We start from the raw sequence: 18,141 nt of genomic DNA, 5'->3' as shown, positions 1-18,141 counted from the left end.
GAGGCGCGGCATCCCGTCTCGTCACACGTACCCGAACGCCGGCGGAAAGACGATGACCACGATCGCCGCCCACGCGAGGTAGACCGGCAGGAACGCCGTCTGCCACCGTTCCAGGCGCTCCAGCGGGGCGCGGTGCATCGCGAAGCGCAGCTGCAGCCAGGCCGCGCCGGCGAGGTTCGCCAGCAGGATGACGTTGAGGCCGAGCGAGGCGAGCTTGTTGGGGCTGGCCCCCCACTCCGCGATGCGCCCGATCATCGCGATCAGCACCATGAGGTCGACCACGATCGCGGCTGCCACCATCACGAGCTGCATGCGGTCGAACCACGATGGCGGCGCCAGCGGGTCACGCGCGGACTGCGCGTAGAGCAGCAGTCCCACGACCACCACGAGCACGACGTCGAAGAGGATCAGCAGGTCTCGCTGGCCGAACACCTCGACGCCCGACGCCGTGCTGATTCCCTGCACGATGCCCGCCACGATGAAGGCGAGCAGCAGCAGCGTGAACAGCGGCGTGAAGAGCTTCGTCAGCACGGGTGCGATGTTCTCGATGACGCTCTGCTTGGCCTCCACGAGCCAGGCCGCCACCACGACCGCGCCGGCGACGCCGCAGGGCAGCATCCAGTCCTGCACGAACATCCCGGCGTCCACGCCGATGGCGGCGAACACGCCCATCGTGAGGGCGATGAGCACACCGCCGCCGAGCGCGATGAGTGCGAGGTACACGACCCACTCGCCGGTGAAGCGGATGAAGTCCATACGCGCGCGGCTCGAGCCCACGCGGCCGTTCACGTAGGCGATGCCGATCACCAGCCACAGTGCGACGGCGCAGTGGGTGGTGGCGAGCACGAGTGTCGCGGCGTCCGGTGCGAACGGGTACACCGCCATCAGCACCGCGGCCAGTGCGAACGGCGCGGCGACGATGAGGGTGGTCGTGAGCGACGCGCGCCGGCGCACGAGGAAGTACGCCGCGACGAAGGGGAGGATGAGCAGCGGCAGGAATCGCGGATAGAAGTCGCCCGAGCTCGTGAAGTCGATCCCGAACAGGGCCGGGACCTTGACGGCGATCGCGGCGCCGGTCGCGAGGCCCACCGCGAGCGCCAGGCCGCCGGCGCGCGGCGCGGCCGGCTCGTCGGCGAACATGAGCTGCTTCCACAGTCGCTCGGAGTGCTCGCGGGCGAACTCGCGTGAGAGGTCGTCGAGCGCTCCGAGGCGCTTCACGGCGACGAGGAACGCCTCGTCGGGATCCAGCCCGGATGCCGCCAGCCGGGCGATCTCGCCGCGCAGATGGTCCTCCAGCTCGTCGACGTCCCTGCCGTCTATGGCTTCGCGGCGCGACACGTAGCCGCGCCAGGCCGAGATCTGCTGCTCGGTGCCGGAATCGAGCATGCCGCCGAAGTCCGTTCCCATGTCAGGCACCTCCGAGCGCGGGCGCGCCGAAGAAGTCGGTGCCGCTCTTCCGGTCGCCGCCGTCATGGCCGTGCCACACCTGCTGCAGCGCCTTGCTGACGACGGTCCACTGCCGGCGCTGCTCGGCGAACGCGGCGCGTCCCTCGGAGCTCAGCCGGTAGTGCTTGCGCGGTCGTCCGCTCGGCGATGCGCCCCAGGATGACTCGACGTGTCCGAGGCGTTCCAGGCGGTGCAGCAGGGGATACAGCATGCCGTCGCTCCACTCCAGCTCGCCGCCCGACAGCTCACCGACGCGCTGCAGGATCGCGTAGCCGTACGAGTCGCCCTCGGCGAGGATGCCGAGGACCATCGGCGTCGCCGCCGCGGCGACCAGGTCTTTGCCGATCTTCATCGTGCGCCTCCGTCATTACCTAGAACCACAAGATACATAGAAGTACAAGTTACCTAGAAGTGCAAGGCATGTCGAATGACGTCGCGTGACACGACAGGGCCGCGCGGGGGAATTCCGCCCTCCTGGACGTGTTGGGATGGAGTATGACCTCGCCCGTGAGCACCCCCGACATCGCTGCCGCCGAAGCCGACGCCCCTCGGGCGGACGAGCGCTGGGCGGCCGTTTCGGCTCCGCATGGCACCGCCGCCCTCCGCTACACGCACTGGCTCGACGCCGAGCCGCGCGCGTACGAGGGTGCGCCCGGACGGTGGCACGGCGAGGACGGCCGGGTCGTGGGCACCGGGCTGCCCGAGGAGGCCGCCGACGTGACGCTGTCGGCCGGTGAGCACCTCGACGTCGGCGCGCTGCGCCTCAAGGCGATCAACCGCGGCGGCGCACCGGCGCTGCGCGTGTTCGACCCCGAGACGCCCGGACGCACATCGCTGCGCGGCATCCTCTCGTTCCCGCACGACGATGCCTGGGCGATCCCCGGAGTCTTCCACCCTGCGGCCGAGGGCCAGTCGATCGTGATCGAGAGCGTCGACGGCTACGAGCGCGAAGAGCCGGCCGTCGGCACCATCGCGCTCTCGGTCGGCGGCGAGTCCGTCGAGCTCACGGTCTGGGGCGACCTGGAGGATGAGCTCGAGGCCGTGATCGCCGACGGCACCAGCAACGTCGACGCGTACCGGTTCCGGTTCCTGCCCATCGACGTTCCCGCGGCGGACGGCAGCGTCACCGTCGACTTCAACCGCGCCTACCTTCCGCCGTGCGCGTTCAGCGACCACTACGTGTGCCCGCTGCCGCCGCTGAACAACCGACTCGCCGTGCGCGTCGAGGCGGGAGAGCGCATCGCCGACCGCGCCTGACGCGTCCGCCGCCGCGCGTGCGCCACAATGGTGCGCGCGGGCGGTGCAGCGCCGCCGTCTGGGGGTGGAGCCGATGGACCGGAAGGCGAGACTGAGAAGAGCCCGCTCCGAGCTGAAGAACACCGCGTACGAGATCTTCATCGGGCTGCTGTCGGTCCTGTCGATCCTGAACCTCGTGCTGGTGTGGGTGTTCCGCGCCGACCCGTCGCTGCAGACCGTGCTGAGCATCATGAACGGCCTGTTCAGCATCATCTTCCTGCTGGACTTCACGTATCGGATCGTCACGGCGCCGTCGGCGAGCCGGTACTTCTTCCGCGAGTTCGGCTGGGCGGACCTGCTGGCGAGCCTCCCCTTCGCCGAGGTCAAGATCCTGCGCGTCTTCCGGCTGATCCGCGTCACCCGGCTGATGCGCGAGCTCGGCGTCCGCGCGCTGCTGCGCACGCTGCTGCGGGACCGCGCGAACAGCGCTCTGTGGACGCTGCTGCTGATGGGCATCCTCGTGCTCGAGTTCGGCAGCATGTGGATGCTCGCGCTCGAGCAGTATGCCGAGGGCTCCAACATCACGACCGCCTCCGACGCGATCTGGTACACGATCGTCACGATCGCCACCGTCGGCTACGGCGACACCTATCCGGTCACCAGCGCCGGCCGCCTGCTCGGCGCAGTCATCATCGTGGTCGGCGTGGGCATCTTCGGCACGTTCACCGGCTACCTCGCGAACCTGTTCCTGGGTCCGTCGAAGTCCGAGCCTCCCGTCGATGAGGACGTGGATGCCGCGACCGCCGACGCACCGACGCCCGCAGCGCCGACGGCCGCAGCACCGACGGCCGAGGCGGACGCCGCCCGGCTGCGTGCCCTGCTCGAGCAGTCCGAGGCGACGAACGCCGAGATCCGACGGCTCCTCGCGCAGTCCGGCGCCTGAGCCGCCGGGCGGCGGTCGGCCCCACGCCGCGCGCCGCGCGCCGACGCCGCCGAATGTTCGCGCTCACATCCGTTATCCGTTCGTTGCACGACTGCGCGCATCTAAGGCTTGTGAGCGCTAACAGTGAGCGCTAACATCCTGAATCGCGGCCATCGTCGGCACGCCGGAACCACAGCGATGCGGCATCCCTCCGGCAGGCGACGTCCACGCGTCGCATCCCACTGAACAGGGCACATTGAACAGAGAGGTTCACTCACATGAAGAAGCTGCTCTCGATCGTCGCGGCCGGTGCGCTGCTGCTCGGCCTCGCGGGCTGCGCGAGCTCGGGCGACAGCGGCGACAGCGCCGGCGGTGACGGTCCCAAGGCGGTCGGCGACCTGGTCGTCGGGTTCGCGCAGGTCGGCGCCGAGTCGGGCTGGCGCACCGCCAACACGAAAGACATCCAGGACTCCTTCGAAGAGGCGGGGATCGAGCTGAAGTTCTCGGACGCCCAGCAGAAGCAGGAGAACCAGATCAAGGCGATCCGCTCGTACATCCAGCAGGGCGTCGACTACATCGCGTTCTCGCCCGTCGTCGAGACCGGCTGGGACGCCGTGCTCAACGAGGCGAAGGCCGCCGGCATCCCGGTGATCCTCACCGACCGTGCCGTCGACAGCAAGGACACGTCGCTGTACGTCTCGTTCCTCGGCTCGGACTTCATCGAGGAGGGCAAGAAGGCCGGTCAGTGGGTGCTCGACCAGTACAAGGACTCCACCGAGCCCGTCAACATCGTGCAGCTGGAGGGCACGACCGGCGCCGCTCCCGCCATCGACCGCGCCGAGGGCTTCGCCGAGGTCATCGCCGACAACGAGAACCTCAAGGTCGTCGCCAGCCAGACCGGCGACTTCACGCGCGCCGGCGGCAAGCAGGTCATGGAGGCCATGCTCAAGTCGCAGCCCGACATCGACCTCGTCTACGCCCACAACGACGACATGGGCCTGGGCGCGATCGAGGCGATCGAGGCCGCGGGTCTCGTCCCGGGCAAGGACATCAAGATCGTCACGGTCGACGCCGTGCACGACGGCATGCAGGCGCTCGCTGATGGCAAGATCAACTTCATCGTCGAGTGCTCGCCGCTGCTGGGAGCCCAGCTCGTCGACATCATCAAGACGCTGAACGACGGCGGCACGGTCGAGCCGCGCATCATCACGGAAGAGACGACGTTCACGCAGGAGCAGGCCATCGAGGCCCTGCCCGACCGCAAGTACTGAGCGCGCACGAGGGGCGGATGCCGCCGGCATCCGTCCCTCGTCACGCCGAAGGCCCCCGTTCGACGGAGAACCAGGATGACCGACCACACGCGTCCACCCGCCCCCGACGGCGCCACCGAGCCCGTCGTCGAGATGGCCGACATCTCGATCTCGTTCCCCGGTGTGAAGGCGCTCGACACCGTCTCGTTCCGGATGTTCCCGGGCGAGGTGCACTCGCTCATGGGCGAGAACGGCGCCGGCAAATCGACGCTCATCAAGGCGCTCACCGGCGTCTACCAGATCGATTCCGGCACGATCGTGCTCGGCGGCGACGAGGTGTCGTTCCACTCGACCGCGCAGGCGCAGGACGCCGGCATCTCGACGGTGTACCAGGAGGTCAACCTCCTGCCCAACCTGTCGGTCGCCGAGAACATCATGCTCGGCCGCGAGCCGCGCCGCTTCGGAGCGATCGACACGCGTCGCATGCGGGCGCGGGCGCGCGAGGTGCTCGCGGGGCTCGGACTCGACGTCGACCCGGGGTCGCTGCTCGGATCGCATTCGCTCGCGATCCAGCAGCTCATCGCGATCGCGCGCGCCATCAACATCGACGCGCGCGTGCTGATCCTCGACGAGCCGACGTCCAGTCTCGACGCCGACGAGGTCGCCGAGCTGTTCCGGATCATCCGGTCGCTCAAGGACGCGGGCGTCGCGATCCTGTTCGTGTCGCACTTCCTCGACCAGGTGTACGAGATCGCGGACCGCCTGACGGTGCTGCGCAACGGCCGCCTCGTGGGGGAGTACCTGACGCCCGACCTCCTGCGCATCGACCTCGTGCAGAAGATGATCGGCAAAGAGATCACGGCGCTCGACGACCTCGAGCAGCGCGTGCGCGAATCCGACATGGATGCCGCCGACCCGACCGTCTTCCTGAAGGCGCGGGGGATCGGCCGCCGGGGCGCCGTGCAGCCCGTCGACGTCACGATCCACGAGGGCGAGGTGGTGGGCTTCGCGGGTCTGCTCGGGTCCGGGCGCACCGAGGTCGCGCGGCTGCTGGGCGGCATCGACCGCGTCGACAGCGGCACACTCACCGTGCGCGACGACGCGAAGCGGCTGCGCAGCCCCCGTCAGGCGCTCGCGCAGCGCATCGCGTTCTCGAGCGAGAACCGGCGCTCGGAGGGCATCGTCGACGAGCTCACCGTGCGCGACAACATCATCCTCGCGCTGCAGGCCGACCGCGGCTGGTTCCGCCCCATCCCCAAGAAGCGCCAGGACGAGCTGGCGCAGAGCTACATCCAGGCGCTCGGCATCCGCCCCGCCGACGCCGACGCGGTCGTGCGCAATCTGTCGGGCGGCAACCAGCAGAAGGTCCTGCTGGCCCGCTGGCTCGCCGTCGCGCCGCGCCTGCTCATCCTGGACGAGCCCACGCGCGGCATCGACATCGGCGCGAAGGCCGAGATCCAGAAGCTCGTCGTGAGCCTCGCCGAGAACGGCATGAGCGTCGTCTACATCTCGGCCGAGCTCGAAGAGGTGCTGCGCCTGAGCCACCGCGTCGTGGTGATGCGCGACCGTCGCAAGGTCGCCGACCTCGCGAACGACGACCTGACCGTCGACAGCCTGCTCGCCCTCATCGCCGAGGGCAGCGACGACGCCGAGGCGTCGTCCGAATCCCGTCCCGCCCCTGCGACCGCGGAGGAACCCGCATGACCGCCCTGTTGGCCCGACTCGCCGCGAGCAGGCTGTTCTGGCCGCTCGTGATGCTCGCCGTGCTGCTGATCATCGATGTGATCGCGGTGCCCGGCTTCTTCTCGATCACCGTGCGCGACGGCAACCTGTACGGCAGCCTCATCGACATCCTGCGCAACGGCGCCCCCACGCTCATCGTGGCGATCGGCATGACCCTCGTCATCGCGACGCGCGGCATCGACCTGTCGGTCGGCGCCGTGGCCGCCATCTCGGGCGCCGTCGCCTGCAGCATCCTGCTCGGCTCGCCCGACCCGGGCAACCCCGCGACAGTGGCCGTCGCGATCGTGGTGGCGCTGCTCATCTCGCTCGTGCTGGGAGTGTGGAACGGGTTCCTCGTGGCCGTGCTCGGCATCCAGCCGATCATCGCCACCCTGATCCTCATGACCGCGGGCCGCGGTGTCGCGATGCTCATCACCGAGGGGCAGATCCTCACCGTCACGAGCCCGCCGTTCAAGGCGCTCGGCTCGGGGTTCTGGCTCGGCATCCCCATCGCCGTCTACATCGCGGCGTTCGTGTTCGCACTGGCCGCGACGCTCACGCGCCGCACCGCCCTCGGCATGATGATCGAGTCGGTCGGCATCAACCCCGAGGCCTCCCGTCAGGCGGGCATCCGTGCCCGCGGGCTGCTGTTCGTGGTGTACACCTTCTCGGCCGTGTGCGCGGCCGTCGCGGGGCTCATCCTCACCGCGAACACGATGGCGGCCGACGCGAACAACGCCGCGCTGTTTATCGAGCTCGACGCGATCCTCGCCGTCGTGATCGGCGGCACCTCGCTCGCGGGCGGCCGGTACTCCCTGGTCGGAACGCTCGTCGGGGCGCTCGTCATCCAGACCCTCGTGACCACGGTGTACACGGTCGGCATCCCGCCGATCGCGACCATGGTGTTCAAGGCCGCCGTGGTCACCATCGTCTGCCTGCTGCAGTCGCCGACGACCAACCAGGCGCTCTCATCGTTCCGGCGAAGCCTCGCCGTCCGCGCAGGAAAGGGCGTGGCATCCGCATGACGACCATCACTCCCGCTCCGCCGACCCTGCCCGCGCCCGGCGCCGCCGGCAAGCCCGCCGGAATCGGCGCGCGCGTGCGCGACGCCTTCACGAGCCCGAAGTACGGGCCGGTGCTCGTGACCGCCGTGCTGTTCGTCGCCGTGTTCGTGGCCGGCGGCGTCCGGTACCCCGGCTTCCTCAGCGGCCAGGTGCTGCTCAACCTGTTCGTCGACAACGCGTATCTCATCGTGCTCGCCGTCGGCATGACGTTCGTGATCCTCACCGGCGGCATCGACCTGTCGGTGGGCGCGGTCGTCGCGCTGTCGACGATGATCGCCGCGAGCCTGCTGCAGGCCGGACTGCCGCCGGCCGTCGTGATCCCGGTGATCCTCGTCACCACCAGCATCCTGGGGCTGCTCGTCGGGCTGATGATCCACTTCTTCAAGGTCCAGCCGTTCATCGCGACGCTCGCGGCCATGTTCCTCGCCCGCGGCCTCTGCTACGTGATCAGCCAGAGCTCGATCTCGATCAGCGACCCCGCCTTCATCGCGCTCGCCGTCGGCCGCATCCCGCTGGGCGGGGGCATGTCGATCACATGGAGCGTCGTGATCGCGCTGATCGTCGTCGCGATCGCGGTGTGGATGCTGCACCGCACGCGGTTCGGGCGCACCGTGTACGCGATCGGCGGCGGCGAGCAGAGCGGCATGCTGATGGGCCTGCCGGTCGCGCGCACCAAGGTGCTCGTGTACGTCGTGAGCGGCTTCTGCTCGGGCCTTGCCGGAGTGCTCTTCACGTTCTACACGCTGTCGGGCTACCCGCTCACCGCGATCGGCACCGAACTCGACGCCATCGCCGCCGTCGTCATCGGCGGCACGCTGCTGGCAGGCGGCTACGGCTTCGTGCTCGGCTCGGTGCTCGGCGTGCTCGTGCTCGGCATCATCCAGACGATCATCACGTTCGAGGGCACGCTCTCGTCGTGGTGGACGAAGATCTTCATCGGCGTGCTGCTGCTCGTGTTCATCGTGCTCCAGCGCGTGCTGACGGCGCGGCGCCGATGAGGGGCGGCGTGCACCTCGGCCCGGCCTTCGGCCTCGGCCGGCGGCATCCCGCGATAATGGGGGGCGGGACGCGTCACGACGTTCCCGAGGGGAGCGAGCGCAGCACGTGAGCGCGAACGGCGACCGCAACCGCGTCGCGACGATCTTCGACGTCGCGCGCCTGGCCGGTGTCTCGCACCAGACCGTGTCGCGTGTGCTCAACGACCTGCCGAACGTACGCCCCGCCACCCGCGAGCGCGTCGAGAACGCCATCACGCAGCTGCGCTACGTGCCCTCGCAGGCCGCGCGCGCCCTCGTCACACGCCGCTCGCGCACCATCGGACTCGTCGCGACGGGGCTGCCCGACTACGGGCCGTCGAGCGTCGTGCTGAACTTCAACCAGTCGGCACGCGACGCCGGGTATGCCGTCATCGCGACGAATCCCGCCGATGCCGCGGCGGCGACGCTGCGGTCGGCGACCGAGATGCTCATCCGCCAGAACGTCGAGGCCGTCGTGCTGCTGGCCGCCGAGAGGGCGGCGCTGGACGCATTCGACGGCTGGGAGCTCGGCGTGCCGCTCGTGTCGATCGCGTCCGAGTCGCGAGGCAGGGGCATCCGCGTCGCGCTGGACCAGTACCAGGGCGCGCGCACCGCGGTGTCGCACCTGCTCGCGCTCGGCCACCGCGACGTCGTGCACATCGCCGGTCCCGAAGGCTCCATGGACGCCGAGGAGCGGCTGCGCGGCTGGCGCGACCGCCTGGCCGAGGCGGGCATCGCGGGGCGCGAGCCCGAACGCGGCGACTGGTCGCCCGAGGCGGGCTACCGCGTCGGCGCCGACCTGGTGCGCTCGGGGATGCCGGACGCCGTGTTCGTCTCGAACGACCAGATGGCGCTCGGCCTGCTGCACGCCCTCGCCGACGCCGGCCTGCGCGTGCCCGACGAGGTCAGCGTGGTGGGCTTCGACGACATCCCCGAGGCTGCGCACTTCTCGCCGCCGCTGACCACCGTGCGGCAGGACTTCGTCGGCCTCGGCCGCGACGCGATGGCCGCCGTGCTCACGCAGCTGCAGGATGAGGAGGCGACCATGCCGCCGCCCACGCGCGTGCCGCAGCTCGTGGTCCGTGCCAGTACGCGCGAGCTCTGACCCGGGAATCGGCTAGCGGGACGTGCGCGCCCGGCGTGCGGCCACCAGGTTCCAGACGCCCGCGACGAGGACGACGCCGGCCGCGACGACCGGAGCGACGAGCGCGGCGTGAGCGCCGGCCGACTCCGCGACGAGGCCGGTGAGGGCGGATGCCGCGGACTGGCCCACCACGACGGCTGATCCCAGCATCGTCATGACGGTGGCGGACCGGCCCTGCGGGCTGAACGCCGCGGCGAGGCTGTACTGCGTCACGAGCGTCGGGCCGATGCCGATGCCGATGATCAGGAGAGCGACGGCGATGGCTCCGACGCTGTCGACGAAGGGCAGCGCGACGGTGCCGGCGACGAGGATCGCGGCGAAGGTCAGCCAGCGCGCGGGCAATGTGAAGCGGGCCGGGAACAGCGCGACACCCAGCGCGAGCGCGGCCGACCCGATGCCCATCGCGCCGTAGACGAGCCCGGCCTGCTCGGGCGCGCCGCGCTCGGCCATGAAGGCGGTGAGCGAGGTGAGCATCGACCCGAAGAAGAGGCCCATGCCGAGAGCGCCCGCCGCGGGTGCGAGCACTCGCGCGCGGAACAGCTCGCGCGCCGGTGCCTGCGCAGGACCGGCGGCGTCGTGCGCGACGACGGTGCGGGCGGTGGGATGCAGCGCGAACGCGCTCACGAACACGAGCGCGAGGACCGCAGCGCCGATCACGGGGGCGGCGGGGTTCATGGTGGTCGCGAGCAGGCCCACGATCACGGGGCCGAACACGAACACGATCTCGTCGGCCGCGGACTCGTAGGCCATCGCGCCGTTCACGACCTTCGTGCGACGCTCGGCAGGGTAGGCGCGGCCGATGATGCCCACCAGGCGGCTGCGCGAGAGCGGCGCCACCTGGGGCATGGACGCACCGATGAGGAACGCGACGCCGAGCAGTGCGGCATCGGCCACGGGTGCGAAGGCGAGCCATGCCATCGCGACCAGCAGCAGGCTGTTCGCCGATCCGGCGATGAGCAGCACGCGGCGCTGGCCGAAACGATCGGCCGCGGCGCCGAGGAGAGGCCCGACGAGGGCCGTCCCGAGCCCGGTCATGGCGCTGGTCGCACCGCCGAGCGCGAGCGAGCCGCGGGCCGAGACCACGAGGGTCAGGATGCCGACGACCATCATGGCGAACGGCAACCGGGCGATCAGGGCGATCGGGAAGTAGGCGTAGCCCGCCTCGCGGATGAGGCTCGGGCCGCGTTCGGCGCTCGGCTCGGTGTGCGGCGCGCGGGTGTCGGCGGGCGACGTGACGGTGTGCATCTGGCTCCTGGCTCTCTGGCCGCCGGCGGCGGCTGTTCGTGCCGCCTTGCCCCGCGCGGACGGCGCGGGCAGGTGATGCACATCGTGGATGGCGGGGCCAGTCTACCGGCGGAGCCTGGACGGCGGCCGGGCAACGGCAGCTGTGCTGAGCGAGCAGCGAGACGAAGCATCCGCCCTCGTGCTGGGCGTCAGAGCACGGCGCCGACCATCGCCTCGCCCAGCGGACTGCGGCGGTGCAGCACGCGCGCGCCGTCGCGGGTGCTGGCCACGAGCCCGGCGTCGCGCAGCACCGTGAGGTGATGCGATGCGGTCGAGATCGCCAGCCCGGTGTCGTGGGCGACCTGCGACGTCGTTCGCGGCTCGTGCGCGTCGAGCAGGATGCGGGCGCGAGCCGGGCCGAGCAGAGCGCCGAGGGCGTCCGCGACACCGCCGGCGTCGCGCGCCCAGGTGGCGGTGACGCCCTGTGCGGGGTAGAACAGCGTCGGCTGGGCCGGTGGCTCGGTGAGCACGAAGCAGCCGGTCGCGCCCATGACCGACGGCACGAGGACGAGCCCGCTGCCGTGGCAGTCGACCACCTCGCTCCAGATGCGCATCGTGACGCGCACCGCCCCGTCGGCCCACGCGACGCGGTCGTGGAGCGTGCCGACCATGCCGCCGATGCCGCTCTCGGCGATGCGGCGCGAGCGCACTGCGATGTCGGCGCGCAGCAGGCGTTCCAGCTGCGTCCACACCGGAGCGATCGCACTGTTCCACACCGACAGCCACGCCTCGGCGATCATCGCGCGGGCACGATCGGGCTGATCGAGCATGTGCTGCACGGCGATGCGGCGGGCGCCGTCGGAACGCACCAGCACCTTGGTCATGTCGACCTCGAAGCGGTCGTCGTCGATGTCGCGCAGGCGCTCCGCCTCCGCCTCCGGCGTGAGCTCCCACGTGGGGGTCGTGGTGAGGAAGTCGGGGAAGTAGCCCTCTTCGCGGATCAGCAGGGCGAGCACCTCGAAGTCCTCGCGGGGGATCGCGGCCTGGCTCGACCGCATCCACCCCCACTGCAGCGGGTACTCGTCGGGCCGCAGGATCGCCCGCACGGCGTGGCACAGCTCGTGGCCGGGCGAGATGCCGAACCGGATCGCGGTGAGGTCGTCGGGTGCGAGCTGGAAGTCGACGTACTTTCGATCCACATCGAAACTCTAGGGCGTGAGATCGGGCCGGACCAGGCTGAGGCCATGAACACCGCAACCCCCGCCATCGTCCCCGCGGCCGAGTTGGGCATCGGCACCGGCCGCACCCGCCGGTTCATCGGCGCCGAGCACGACGCCGCCGTGTCGTACTTCTTCGTCGACAACGAGCCCGGCCAGGGGCCGGACCTGCATCGCCACCCGTACGCCGAGACCTGGGTGCTGCTCGAGGGAGAGGCGCGCATCACGATCGGCGATACCGTGCTGCACGCCGTCGCCGGCGATACCGTCACCGGCCCCGCGAACGTGTGGCACGGCTTCAAGAACAGCGGCACCGGGCGCCTGCGCATCCTGTGCGTCCACGCCTCCGACCGCATCATCCAGGAGTGGCAGGATGCTCCCGGAGTCCTCGACATCCCCAGCGCCGGCAACTGACACCCAGGAGAACCAGACATGTCGTTCCAGGCATACCTCGACAACATCGAGACCAAGACCGGCCGCACGCCGCGCCAGCTCGTCGATGAAGCGCGCCAGAAGGGCTTCGACGAGAAGACCAAGGCGACGCCCATCATTGAGTGGCTCGCCGCGGACTACGGCCTCGGCCGCGGTCACGCGATGGCCCTGGTGCACGTCATCACGAAGGGTCCGCAGATCAGCGAGAAGCACGTCGGCACCGACGGCACGCACTCCGACGTCACGAACGTCCTGTGGCTCGACGGCAAGGCGACGAACCCGAACCCCTGAGCAGGGCTCAGCTCGCCGCGGGGATCCAGACGCGCATCGTCGACGGTCCGCGCTGCGCCCACTCGTGGTACGCCACGAGGGGAACGGCTCGGGATGCCGGGCGCTCCGCCGACTCGTCGGCCGACGCCTGATACGGCCAGCCGGCGTCCTCGCCTCCGCGGTCGATCACCTCGACCCACAGCCGGCCGTCACGCTCGAACGGCGCGGAACCCGGGGCGAGCGCGAGACCGGACACGTCGGCGCCCGCGTCGACGGACTCCAGCGCGAACACCTCGGGCCCACGCTCGACGACGACGCACCCGCGCACCGCGTCGATGCGGGCGTCGGGCGCGGTGAGCCGCGAGGTCATCGGGAGCACGAGCTCCACGACATCCCCGGCGCGGAACGCACGGCGCACCTCGACGGTCCCCGGCGCCGCGTCGCGCTCGTCGACGGAGCCGTCGGCCGACGTGACGCTCAGGTGCGCGCCCGTCGCCCACTCGGGCACGCGGAGCGTGAGCGTCCACGGCGCCGCGGTGGCGGCATCCTCCCGGACGATCACGCGGATCGAACCCGAGGCGGGGTAGTCGGTCTCGACGTCGAACGCCACCGTCCGCCCGTCGGCGAGCATCGTGCGCACCGCTGCAGGCGCGTACTGGTGCAGCTGCACGCCGTCGTCGTCGGCGGTCGCGACGTACGCGTCCAGGCTCGCCAGCGTGCGGGCGACGTTCGGCGGGCAGCACGACACCTCGAACCACGGCGCCCGCAGCGACGACGAGGCTCGCGGCGAGGTCGCCTCGGGATCGGCGGGCGACCCCGGCACGCGCTGGTGCAGCGTGTTGGCGTAGAAGAAGGCGCGCCCGTCGGGAGCCGGCGAGGTCGCCACGACGTTGTACAGCGTGCGTTCGATGAGCTCCGCCTGGCGCGGATCGCCGCTCGCGAGGAGCAGCCGCCACGAGAACATGATCGAGCCCACGCCCGCGCACGTCTCGGAGTAGGCGCGATCGGCCGGCAGCTCCCAGTCCTCGCCGAACGCCTCGTCCTGGTGGTGCGAGCCCTGGCCGCCCGTGACATAGGTGCGACGCGCGACCGTGCGGTCCCACTGCCCGTGCAGCGCAGCGAGCAGGTCCTCGTCGCCGGTGTCGACCGCCACGTCGGCCGCGCCGGCGGCGAGGTAGTTCGCGCGCACGGCATGACCCCGCAGCGCGACGGCCTCTCGCACCGGCACGTCGTCCTGGAAGTACGAGCGACCCCATTCGATGTCGCGCAGGGTGCCGTGACCGTGGCGCTCGACGAACAGGCGCGCCTGCTCGAGATAGCGCGGGTCGCCCGTCACGCGAGAGAGCTCGGCGAGCCCCACTTCCACCTCGGCGTGCCCGCAGATGCCGTCGCGGCCCTGGGCGCCGAACTCGGCGCACACCACATCGGCCGCACGCACGGCGATCGCGAGCAGGCCGTCCTCGGCGTCGGGCCGCGTGCGGGCGCGGGCGACCGCCGCCTGGAACAGGTGCCCGAGGCAGTAGAGCTCGTGGCCCCACTCGAGGTCGGACCAGCGGTCGCGCTGCCCGGGCCGGCCGAACATCGTGTTGAGGTATCCGTCCGCCTCCTGCGCCGCGGCGACGCGCGCGACGACCGAGCGCAGCCGGTCCTCGAGTGCCGGGTCGTCGGTGCGCCCGATCTCCCACGAGAGCGCCTCGAGGAACTTGTACACCTCGGAGTCCGAGAACTCTCGCCCGCGGCGGCCCTCGGGGAGCGTGCCGGCGGCGGCGCGGTCGAAGTTGCCGAGCCAGCCCTCGGACTCCAGCCGTGACTGGATGTGCTCGAGGGTGGCGGCGCCGTTGACGCGCTGCCGGTCGCCCCAGAAGCCGCCGGTGATGCGCACCTCGCGCTGGCCGAGCGGGCGCAGCCGTCCACGGGCCGGGGCGACGGGCGTCTGAAGAGTGGTCGTGTTCTGCATGGTCATCCCTTGAAAGCTCCGGACATGAATCCGCGGACGTAGTGGCGCTGCAGCACCAGGAACAGCACGATGCACGGGAGCGCCAGGACGACCACTCCCGCCTCGGTCGCTCCGTAGTCGATGACGCCCTGCACCTGCACGCGGAGGTTCGACACGGCCAGGGGCAGCGTCATCCGGTTCGTGTCGGTGATGAGGATCAGGGGCGCCATGAAGTCGTTCCACGCCGCGAGGAAGGCGAACATGCCGACCGTGATGAGGCCGGGCTTGACCGCCGGCAGCAGCACGCGCCGGAGCGCCCCGAACGTCGATGCGCCGTCGACCATCGCGGCCTCGTCGAGCTCGCGGGGGACCGACTCGAACGAGATCCGCATCATGAACATCGAGAACGGCAGCTGGAACATCGTCAGCACGATGGCGACGCCGACCAGCGAGTTGCTGAGGCCGACAGCGTTGAGGATCACGTACAGCGGGATCAGCAGCGTCGTGTACGGCACCATCAGGATCGCGAGCACCGTGAGGAACAGCAGGTTCTTGCCCGGGAACGAGAAGCGCGCGAACGCGTAGCCGCCGAGCGTCGAGACCACCAGCGTGAGCAGCACCGTGAGGAGCGACACGAACGCCGAGTTGCCGAGGTAGACCCAGATGCCGGCCTGGTAGTTCGCCAGGGACGCGTAGTTGCCCAATCCCCAGCCCTCTGCCTGGCTCGTGCCGGCGCGCGGTGCGACCGACGACACGGCCGTCCAGATCAGCGGGTACAGGAACATGATCGCGAGCGCGGTCGTCAGCACCGCGTAGGGGATGCCGAACACGATCCGCATCGCAGGTGAGCGCCTGCCGCGTCGCGACGGCTGCACCGTGATCAGGCGGGTCGCGGAGGGAAGGGTCTGCACAGTCATGATGGCGCGGCCTCAGTCCTCGTCGGTGCGGCGGAACGCGCGCAGCTGGGCGATGTTGATCAGGATCAGGGCGAGCAGCACGATGACCGACAGCGCGGCGGCGATGCCCAGATTGTTCTGGCCCTGGAAGGCGACGTTGTAGATCAGCTGCACGATCGTCATGGTGCTGTTGTCGGGTCCGCCCTTGGTGAGGATGTAGAACTGCTCGAACGCCAGCAGCGATCCCGTCACGCACAGCACGATCGTCAGCGCGAAGGTGGGACGCAGCAGCGGCAGTGTGATGCGCCGGAAGGTCTGCCACGTCGACGCGCCGTCGATGCGGGCGGCCTCGTAGACATCGTCGGGGATCGCCTGCAGGCCCACGAGCATCAGCAGCATGTAGAAGCCGGCGTACCGCCACACGATGAGGAACACCGTCGACCACAGTGCGCCCTCGGGCGTCCCGAGGAACGTGAAGCCCCACGACTGCATGAGGTTCGCGAAGGGTCCGGCGTACGGCGAGTACAGGACGTAGAAGAGGAGGGATGCCGAGGCCAGGCCGAGGGCGCTCGGCACGAGGAACGACGTGCGCAGGATCGACTTCCACCGCGTCGACTCCTGCACCAGCAGGGCGAGCCCGAGGCCCAGTCCGATGAGGAGGATCGTCGTGATGACGGTGTACTTCAGCGTGAACCAGGTCGCATCCCAGAAGAGGCGGTGCTGGACGGCATCCACGTAGTTCTCGGGCAGGTTCCAGCCCTGGTTGCCCGAGAGCAGCGGCCAGTCGGAGGCCGACATCTGCAGCACCAGGGCCAGCGGCACGAGGAACACGAACACCACGAACAGGGCGGTGGGCGAGGCGTAGAGCCAGCCGCGCAGGGCGTCGCGGCGGGCACGGGACGTGCGCCGGCGTGGCGACGGGGTGGTCGGGGGACTCGTCGGCGGACTCAGCGTCTCGGCGGTCATGTCTTCGTTCTCCGGGGAAGGATGGCGGTGGCCCGGTCGCCCGGGCCACCGCCCTCGGTCTACTGCGCGAGGATCTCGGTGATGCCGTCGTTGTCGGCGTCGACCGTGTCGGTGCCTTCGAGCACGGCGTTGCGCACGAGCGTCAGCCACGGGCTGCCGGGTGCGTTGAACGCCTGCTGGAAGTTCAGGGCCACGGGGGTGTCGCCCTGCGCGGCGACCTGGTTGATCGTGACCAGGCGCGGGTCCTTCGCCGCGTACTCGTTGTCGGCGAAGTCGGCGCGCGAGACCACGTCGTTGTCCTTCGCGAGCACGCCCACCTGGGCGTCCTCCGACATCAGCCAGGTCAGGAAGTTCCACGCCTGCGCGGACTTCTTGGAGTCCTTCGAGACACCGATGCCGTCACCGCCGACGAAGGTCGACGCGCCGCCGTCCACGCCGGGGATGCCGGCGACGCCGACGTCGAACGGGGTCGACGACAGCAGGGTCGCGGGGTAGTACATCAGGCCGACGTTGCCCTCGGTGAAGGCGGCCGTCCAGGTGGGGCCGGCCTCGTCCTGCGAGCTCGGCAGCACGGCGCCGGACTCCCACAGGTCGCGCCACGTGTCGTAGACCTCCTTGGCGGCGTCGTTCGCCAGCAGCGACTCGCGTCCGTCGTCGCTCAGCACCTCTTCTCCCGAGGCCCAGATGCCGGGGAACCACGTGAAGACGAGGCATCCACCGCAGTTCAAGCCGGTCGCGGTGCCGTAGACGCCGTCCTTGCCGAGCGCCTGGACCTTCTTGGCCGCATCGGCGTACTCGGCCATCGTCGCCGGCGCCTTGTCGGGGTCGAGCCCCGCCTCGGCGAACAGCTCCTTGTTCCAGAACAGCATCGACAGGTCGAGCACGAACGGCAGCACGTGCTCCTTACCGTCGGCATCGGTGCCTGCCGAGAGGTGGCCCTGGTTGATCTGGTCCTTGTAGTCGAGGCCGTCGATCTGGGCGCTGAGGTCCTGGAACAGGCCCTGCTCGACCCAGTTGGGCACGTAGACGATGTCGGCGGCGAACAGGTCGGGCAGCCCGCCCGAACCGGCGGCCGCGCCCACCTTGGCCACGTAGTCGTCGTTGGGGACGACGGTGAGCTCGACCTGGTTCTTGTGCGAGGCGTTGTACGCGTCGACGAGCAGGTTGGCCTGCTTCTCGAGCGGCGCACGCGTCCACAGCGTGAGCGTCGAGCCGTCGTCGGTGCCGTCCGCGGGGATGGACTCCGCGGGGGTGGGGGTGTCACCGCTGCCGGTGCACGCGGCCAAGCCGCCGATGAGGGCGCCCGCCGTGACGAATGCCGTGGCCGCTCGCAGTGCGGCACGACGTCGGTTGGTGATCATGCAACTGTCTCCTCTGGCTCTTCTTCGAGCGGATGACGC

General features: G+C 70.4%; 17 protein-coding genes. 9 read left to right on the top strand and 8 right to left on the bottom strand.

Annotated features, from left to right (window positions below; translation table 11 throughout):
- Positions 1-21: 21 nt before the first annotated feature.
- Both FB391_RS12995 and FB391_RS12990 read right to left on the bottom strand, forming a co-directional pair.
- The gene (locus FB391_RS12995) at positions 22-1,407 is read right to left on the bottom strand and encodes a permease prefix domain 1-containing protein (RefSeq protein ID WP_141894930.1); all 1,386 of its coding nucleotides are present in this window, start codon (positions 1,405-1,407) and stop codon (positions 22-24) included.
- Between the two features lies 1 nt (position 1,408).
- A complete protein-coding gene (locus FB391_RS12990) occupies positions 1,409-1,798 on the bottom strand; it encodes a PadR family transcriptional regulator (protein ID WP_141894928.1) in 390 nt (129 codons plus the stop codon).
- Between the two features lie 143 nt (positions 1,799-1,941).
- Here FB391_RS12990 and FB391_RS12985 point away from each other — a divergent pair, with 143 nt between their 5' ends.
- The 7 genes from FB391_RS12985 to FB391_RS12955 all read left to right on the top strand — a co-directional run bounded on the left by FB391_RS12985 (position 1,942) and on the right by FB391_RS12955 (position 9,761).
- Positions 1,942-2,703 (top strand): DUF1684 domain-containing protein, encoded by a 762-nt coding sequence (locus tag FB391_RS12985; protein ID WP_141894926.1) that lies wholly within the window; start codon positions 1,942-1,944, stop codon positions 2,701-2,703.
- A 73-nt stretch (positions 2,704-2,776) separates the two neighbouring features.
- The gene (locus FB391_RS12980; protein WP_246093505.1) at positions 2,777-3,625 is read left to right on the top strand and encodes an ion transporter; all 849 of its coding nucleotides are present in this window, start codon (positions 2,777-2,779) and stop codon (positions 3,623-3,625) included.
- Positions 3,626-3,882: 257 nt separating this feature from the next.
- On the top strand, positions 3,883-4,875 hold the full coding sequence (locus FB391_RS12975) for an ABC transporter substrate-binding protein (RefSeq protein WP_141894924.1): 993 nt from the start codon (positions 3,883-3,885) through the stop codon (positions 4,873-4,875).
- Between the two features lie 75 nt (positions 4,876-4,950).
- Positions 4,951-6,558, top strand: a complete 1,608-nt coding sequence (locus FB391_RS12970; RefSeq protein ID WP_141894923.1) for a sugar ABC transporter ATP-binding protein — start codon at positions 4,951-4,953, stop codon at positions 6,556-6,558.
- A complete protein-coding gene (locus FB391_RS12965; RefSeq protein WP_141894921.1) occupies positions 6,555-7,601 on the top strand; it encodes an ABC transporter permease in 1,047 nt (348 codons plus the stop codon). Before FB391_RS12970 ends, FB391_RS12965 begins: the two co-directional genes overlap by 4 nt.
- Positions 7,598-8,638 carry a galactofuranose ABC transporter, permease protein YjfF gene (gene yjfF, locus FB391_RS12960; RefSeq protein ID WP_141894919.1) on the top strand — a complete coding sequence of 347 codons (1,041 nt, stop codon included), beginning with the start codon at positions 7,598-7,600 and terminating at the stop codon, positions 8,636-8,638. The genes FB391_RS12965 and yjfF overlap by 4 nt, the downstream gene beginning before the upstream one ends.
- 106 nt (positions 8,639-8,744) lie before the next feature.
- Positions 8,745-9,761 (top strand): LacI family DNA-binding transcriptional regulator, encoded by a 1,017-nt coding sequence (locus tag FB391_RS12955; protein WP_141894917.1) that lies wholly within the window; start codon positions 8,745-8,747, stop codon positions 9,759-9,761.
- A 12-nt stretch (positions 9,762-9,773) separates the two neighbouring features.
- On the opposite strand, the gene FB391_RS12950 is transcribed toward FB391_RS12955, so the two are convergent.
- Positions 9,774-11,045: an MFS transporter gene (locus FB391_RS12950; RefSeq protein ID WP_141894916.1), complete on the bottom strand. Its 1,272-nt coding sequence runs from the start codon at positions 11,043-11,045 to the stop codon at positions 9,774-9,776.
- 188 nt (positions 11,046-11,233) lie between these two features.
- Positions 11,234-12,223 (bottom strand): ArsR/SmtB family transcription factor, encoded by a 990-nt coding sequence (locus FB391_RS12945; RefSeq protein WP_141894914.1) that lies wholly within the window; start codon positions 12,221-12,223, stop codon positions 11,234-11,236.
- 45 nt (positions 12,224-12,268) lie between these two features.
- Between FB391_RS12945 and FB391_RS12940 the strand changes: the two genes are divergently transcribed.
- Both FB391_RS12940 and FB391_RS12935 read left to right on the top strand, forming a co-directional pair.
- A complete protein-coding gene (locus tag FB391_RS12940; protein WP_141894912.1) occupies positions 12,269-12,655 on the top strand; it encodes a cupin domain-containing protein in 387 nt (128 codons plus the stop codon).
- An 18-nt stretch (positions 12,656-12,673) separates the two neighbouring features.
- A complete protein-coding gene (locus FB391_RS12935) occupies positions 12,674-12,964 on the top strand; it encodes a DUF4287 domain-containing protein (RefSeq protein WP_141894911.1) in 291 nt (96 codons plus the stop codon).
- A 7-nt stretch (positions 12,965-12,971) separates the two neighbouring features.
- On the opposite strand, the gene FB391_RS12930 is transcribed toward FB391_RS12935, so the two are convergent.
- The 4 genes from FB391_RS12930 to FB391_RS12915 are packed head-to-tail and all read right to left on the bottom strand — an operon-like array spanning position 12,972 to position 18,102.
- Positions 12,972-14,906: a glycoside hydrolase family 127 protein gene (locus FB391_RS12930; RefSeq protein ID WP_141894909.1), complete on the bottom strand. Its 1,935-nt coding sequence runs from the start codon at positions 14,904-14,906 to the stop codon at positions 12,972-12,974.
- Positions 14,903-15,796 carry a carbohydrate ABC transporter permease gene (locus FB391_RS12925; RefSeq protein ID WP_141894907.1) on the bottom strand — a complete coding sequence of 298 codons (894 nt, stop codon included), beginning with the start codon at positions 15,794-15,796 and terminating at the stop codon, positions 14,903-14,905. Before FB391_RS12925 ends, FB391_RS12930 begins: the two co-directional genes overlap by 4 nt.
- A gap of 12 nt (positions 15,797-15,808) precedes the next feature.
- The gene (locus FB391_RS12920; protein ID WP_141894906.1) at positions 15,809-16,741 is read right to left on the bottom strand and encodes a carbohydrate ABC transporter permease; all 933 of its coding nucleotides are present in this window, start codon (positions 16,739-16,741) and stop codon (positions 15,809-15,811) included.
- Between the two features lie 59 nt (positions 16,742-16,800).
- Positions 16,801-18,102: an ABC transporter substrate-binding protein gene (locus FB391_RS12915; RefSeq protein ID WP_141894904.1), complete on the bottom strand. Its 1,302-nt coding sequence runs from the start codon at positions 18,100-18,102 to the stop codon at positions 16,801-16,803.
- Positions 18,103-18,141: the final 39 nt, after the last annotated feature.

This window comes from Microbacterium kyungheense, assembly GCF_006783905.1.
Lineage (GTDB): Bacteria > Actinomycetota > Actinomycetes > Actinomycetales > Microbacteriaceae > Microbacterium > Microbacterium kyungheense.
The sequence above is the reverse complement of the archived record's forward strand: the minus strand, read 5'-3'. Positions and strand labels throughout refer to the sequence as shown.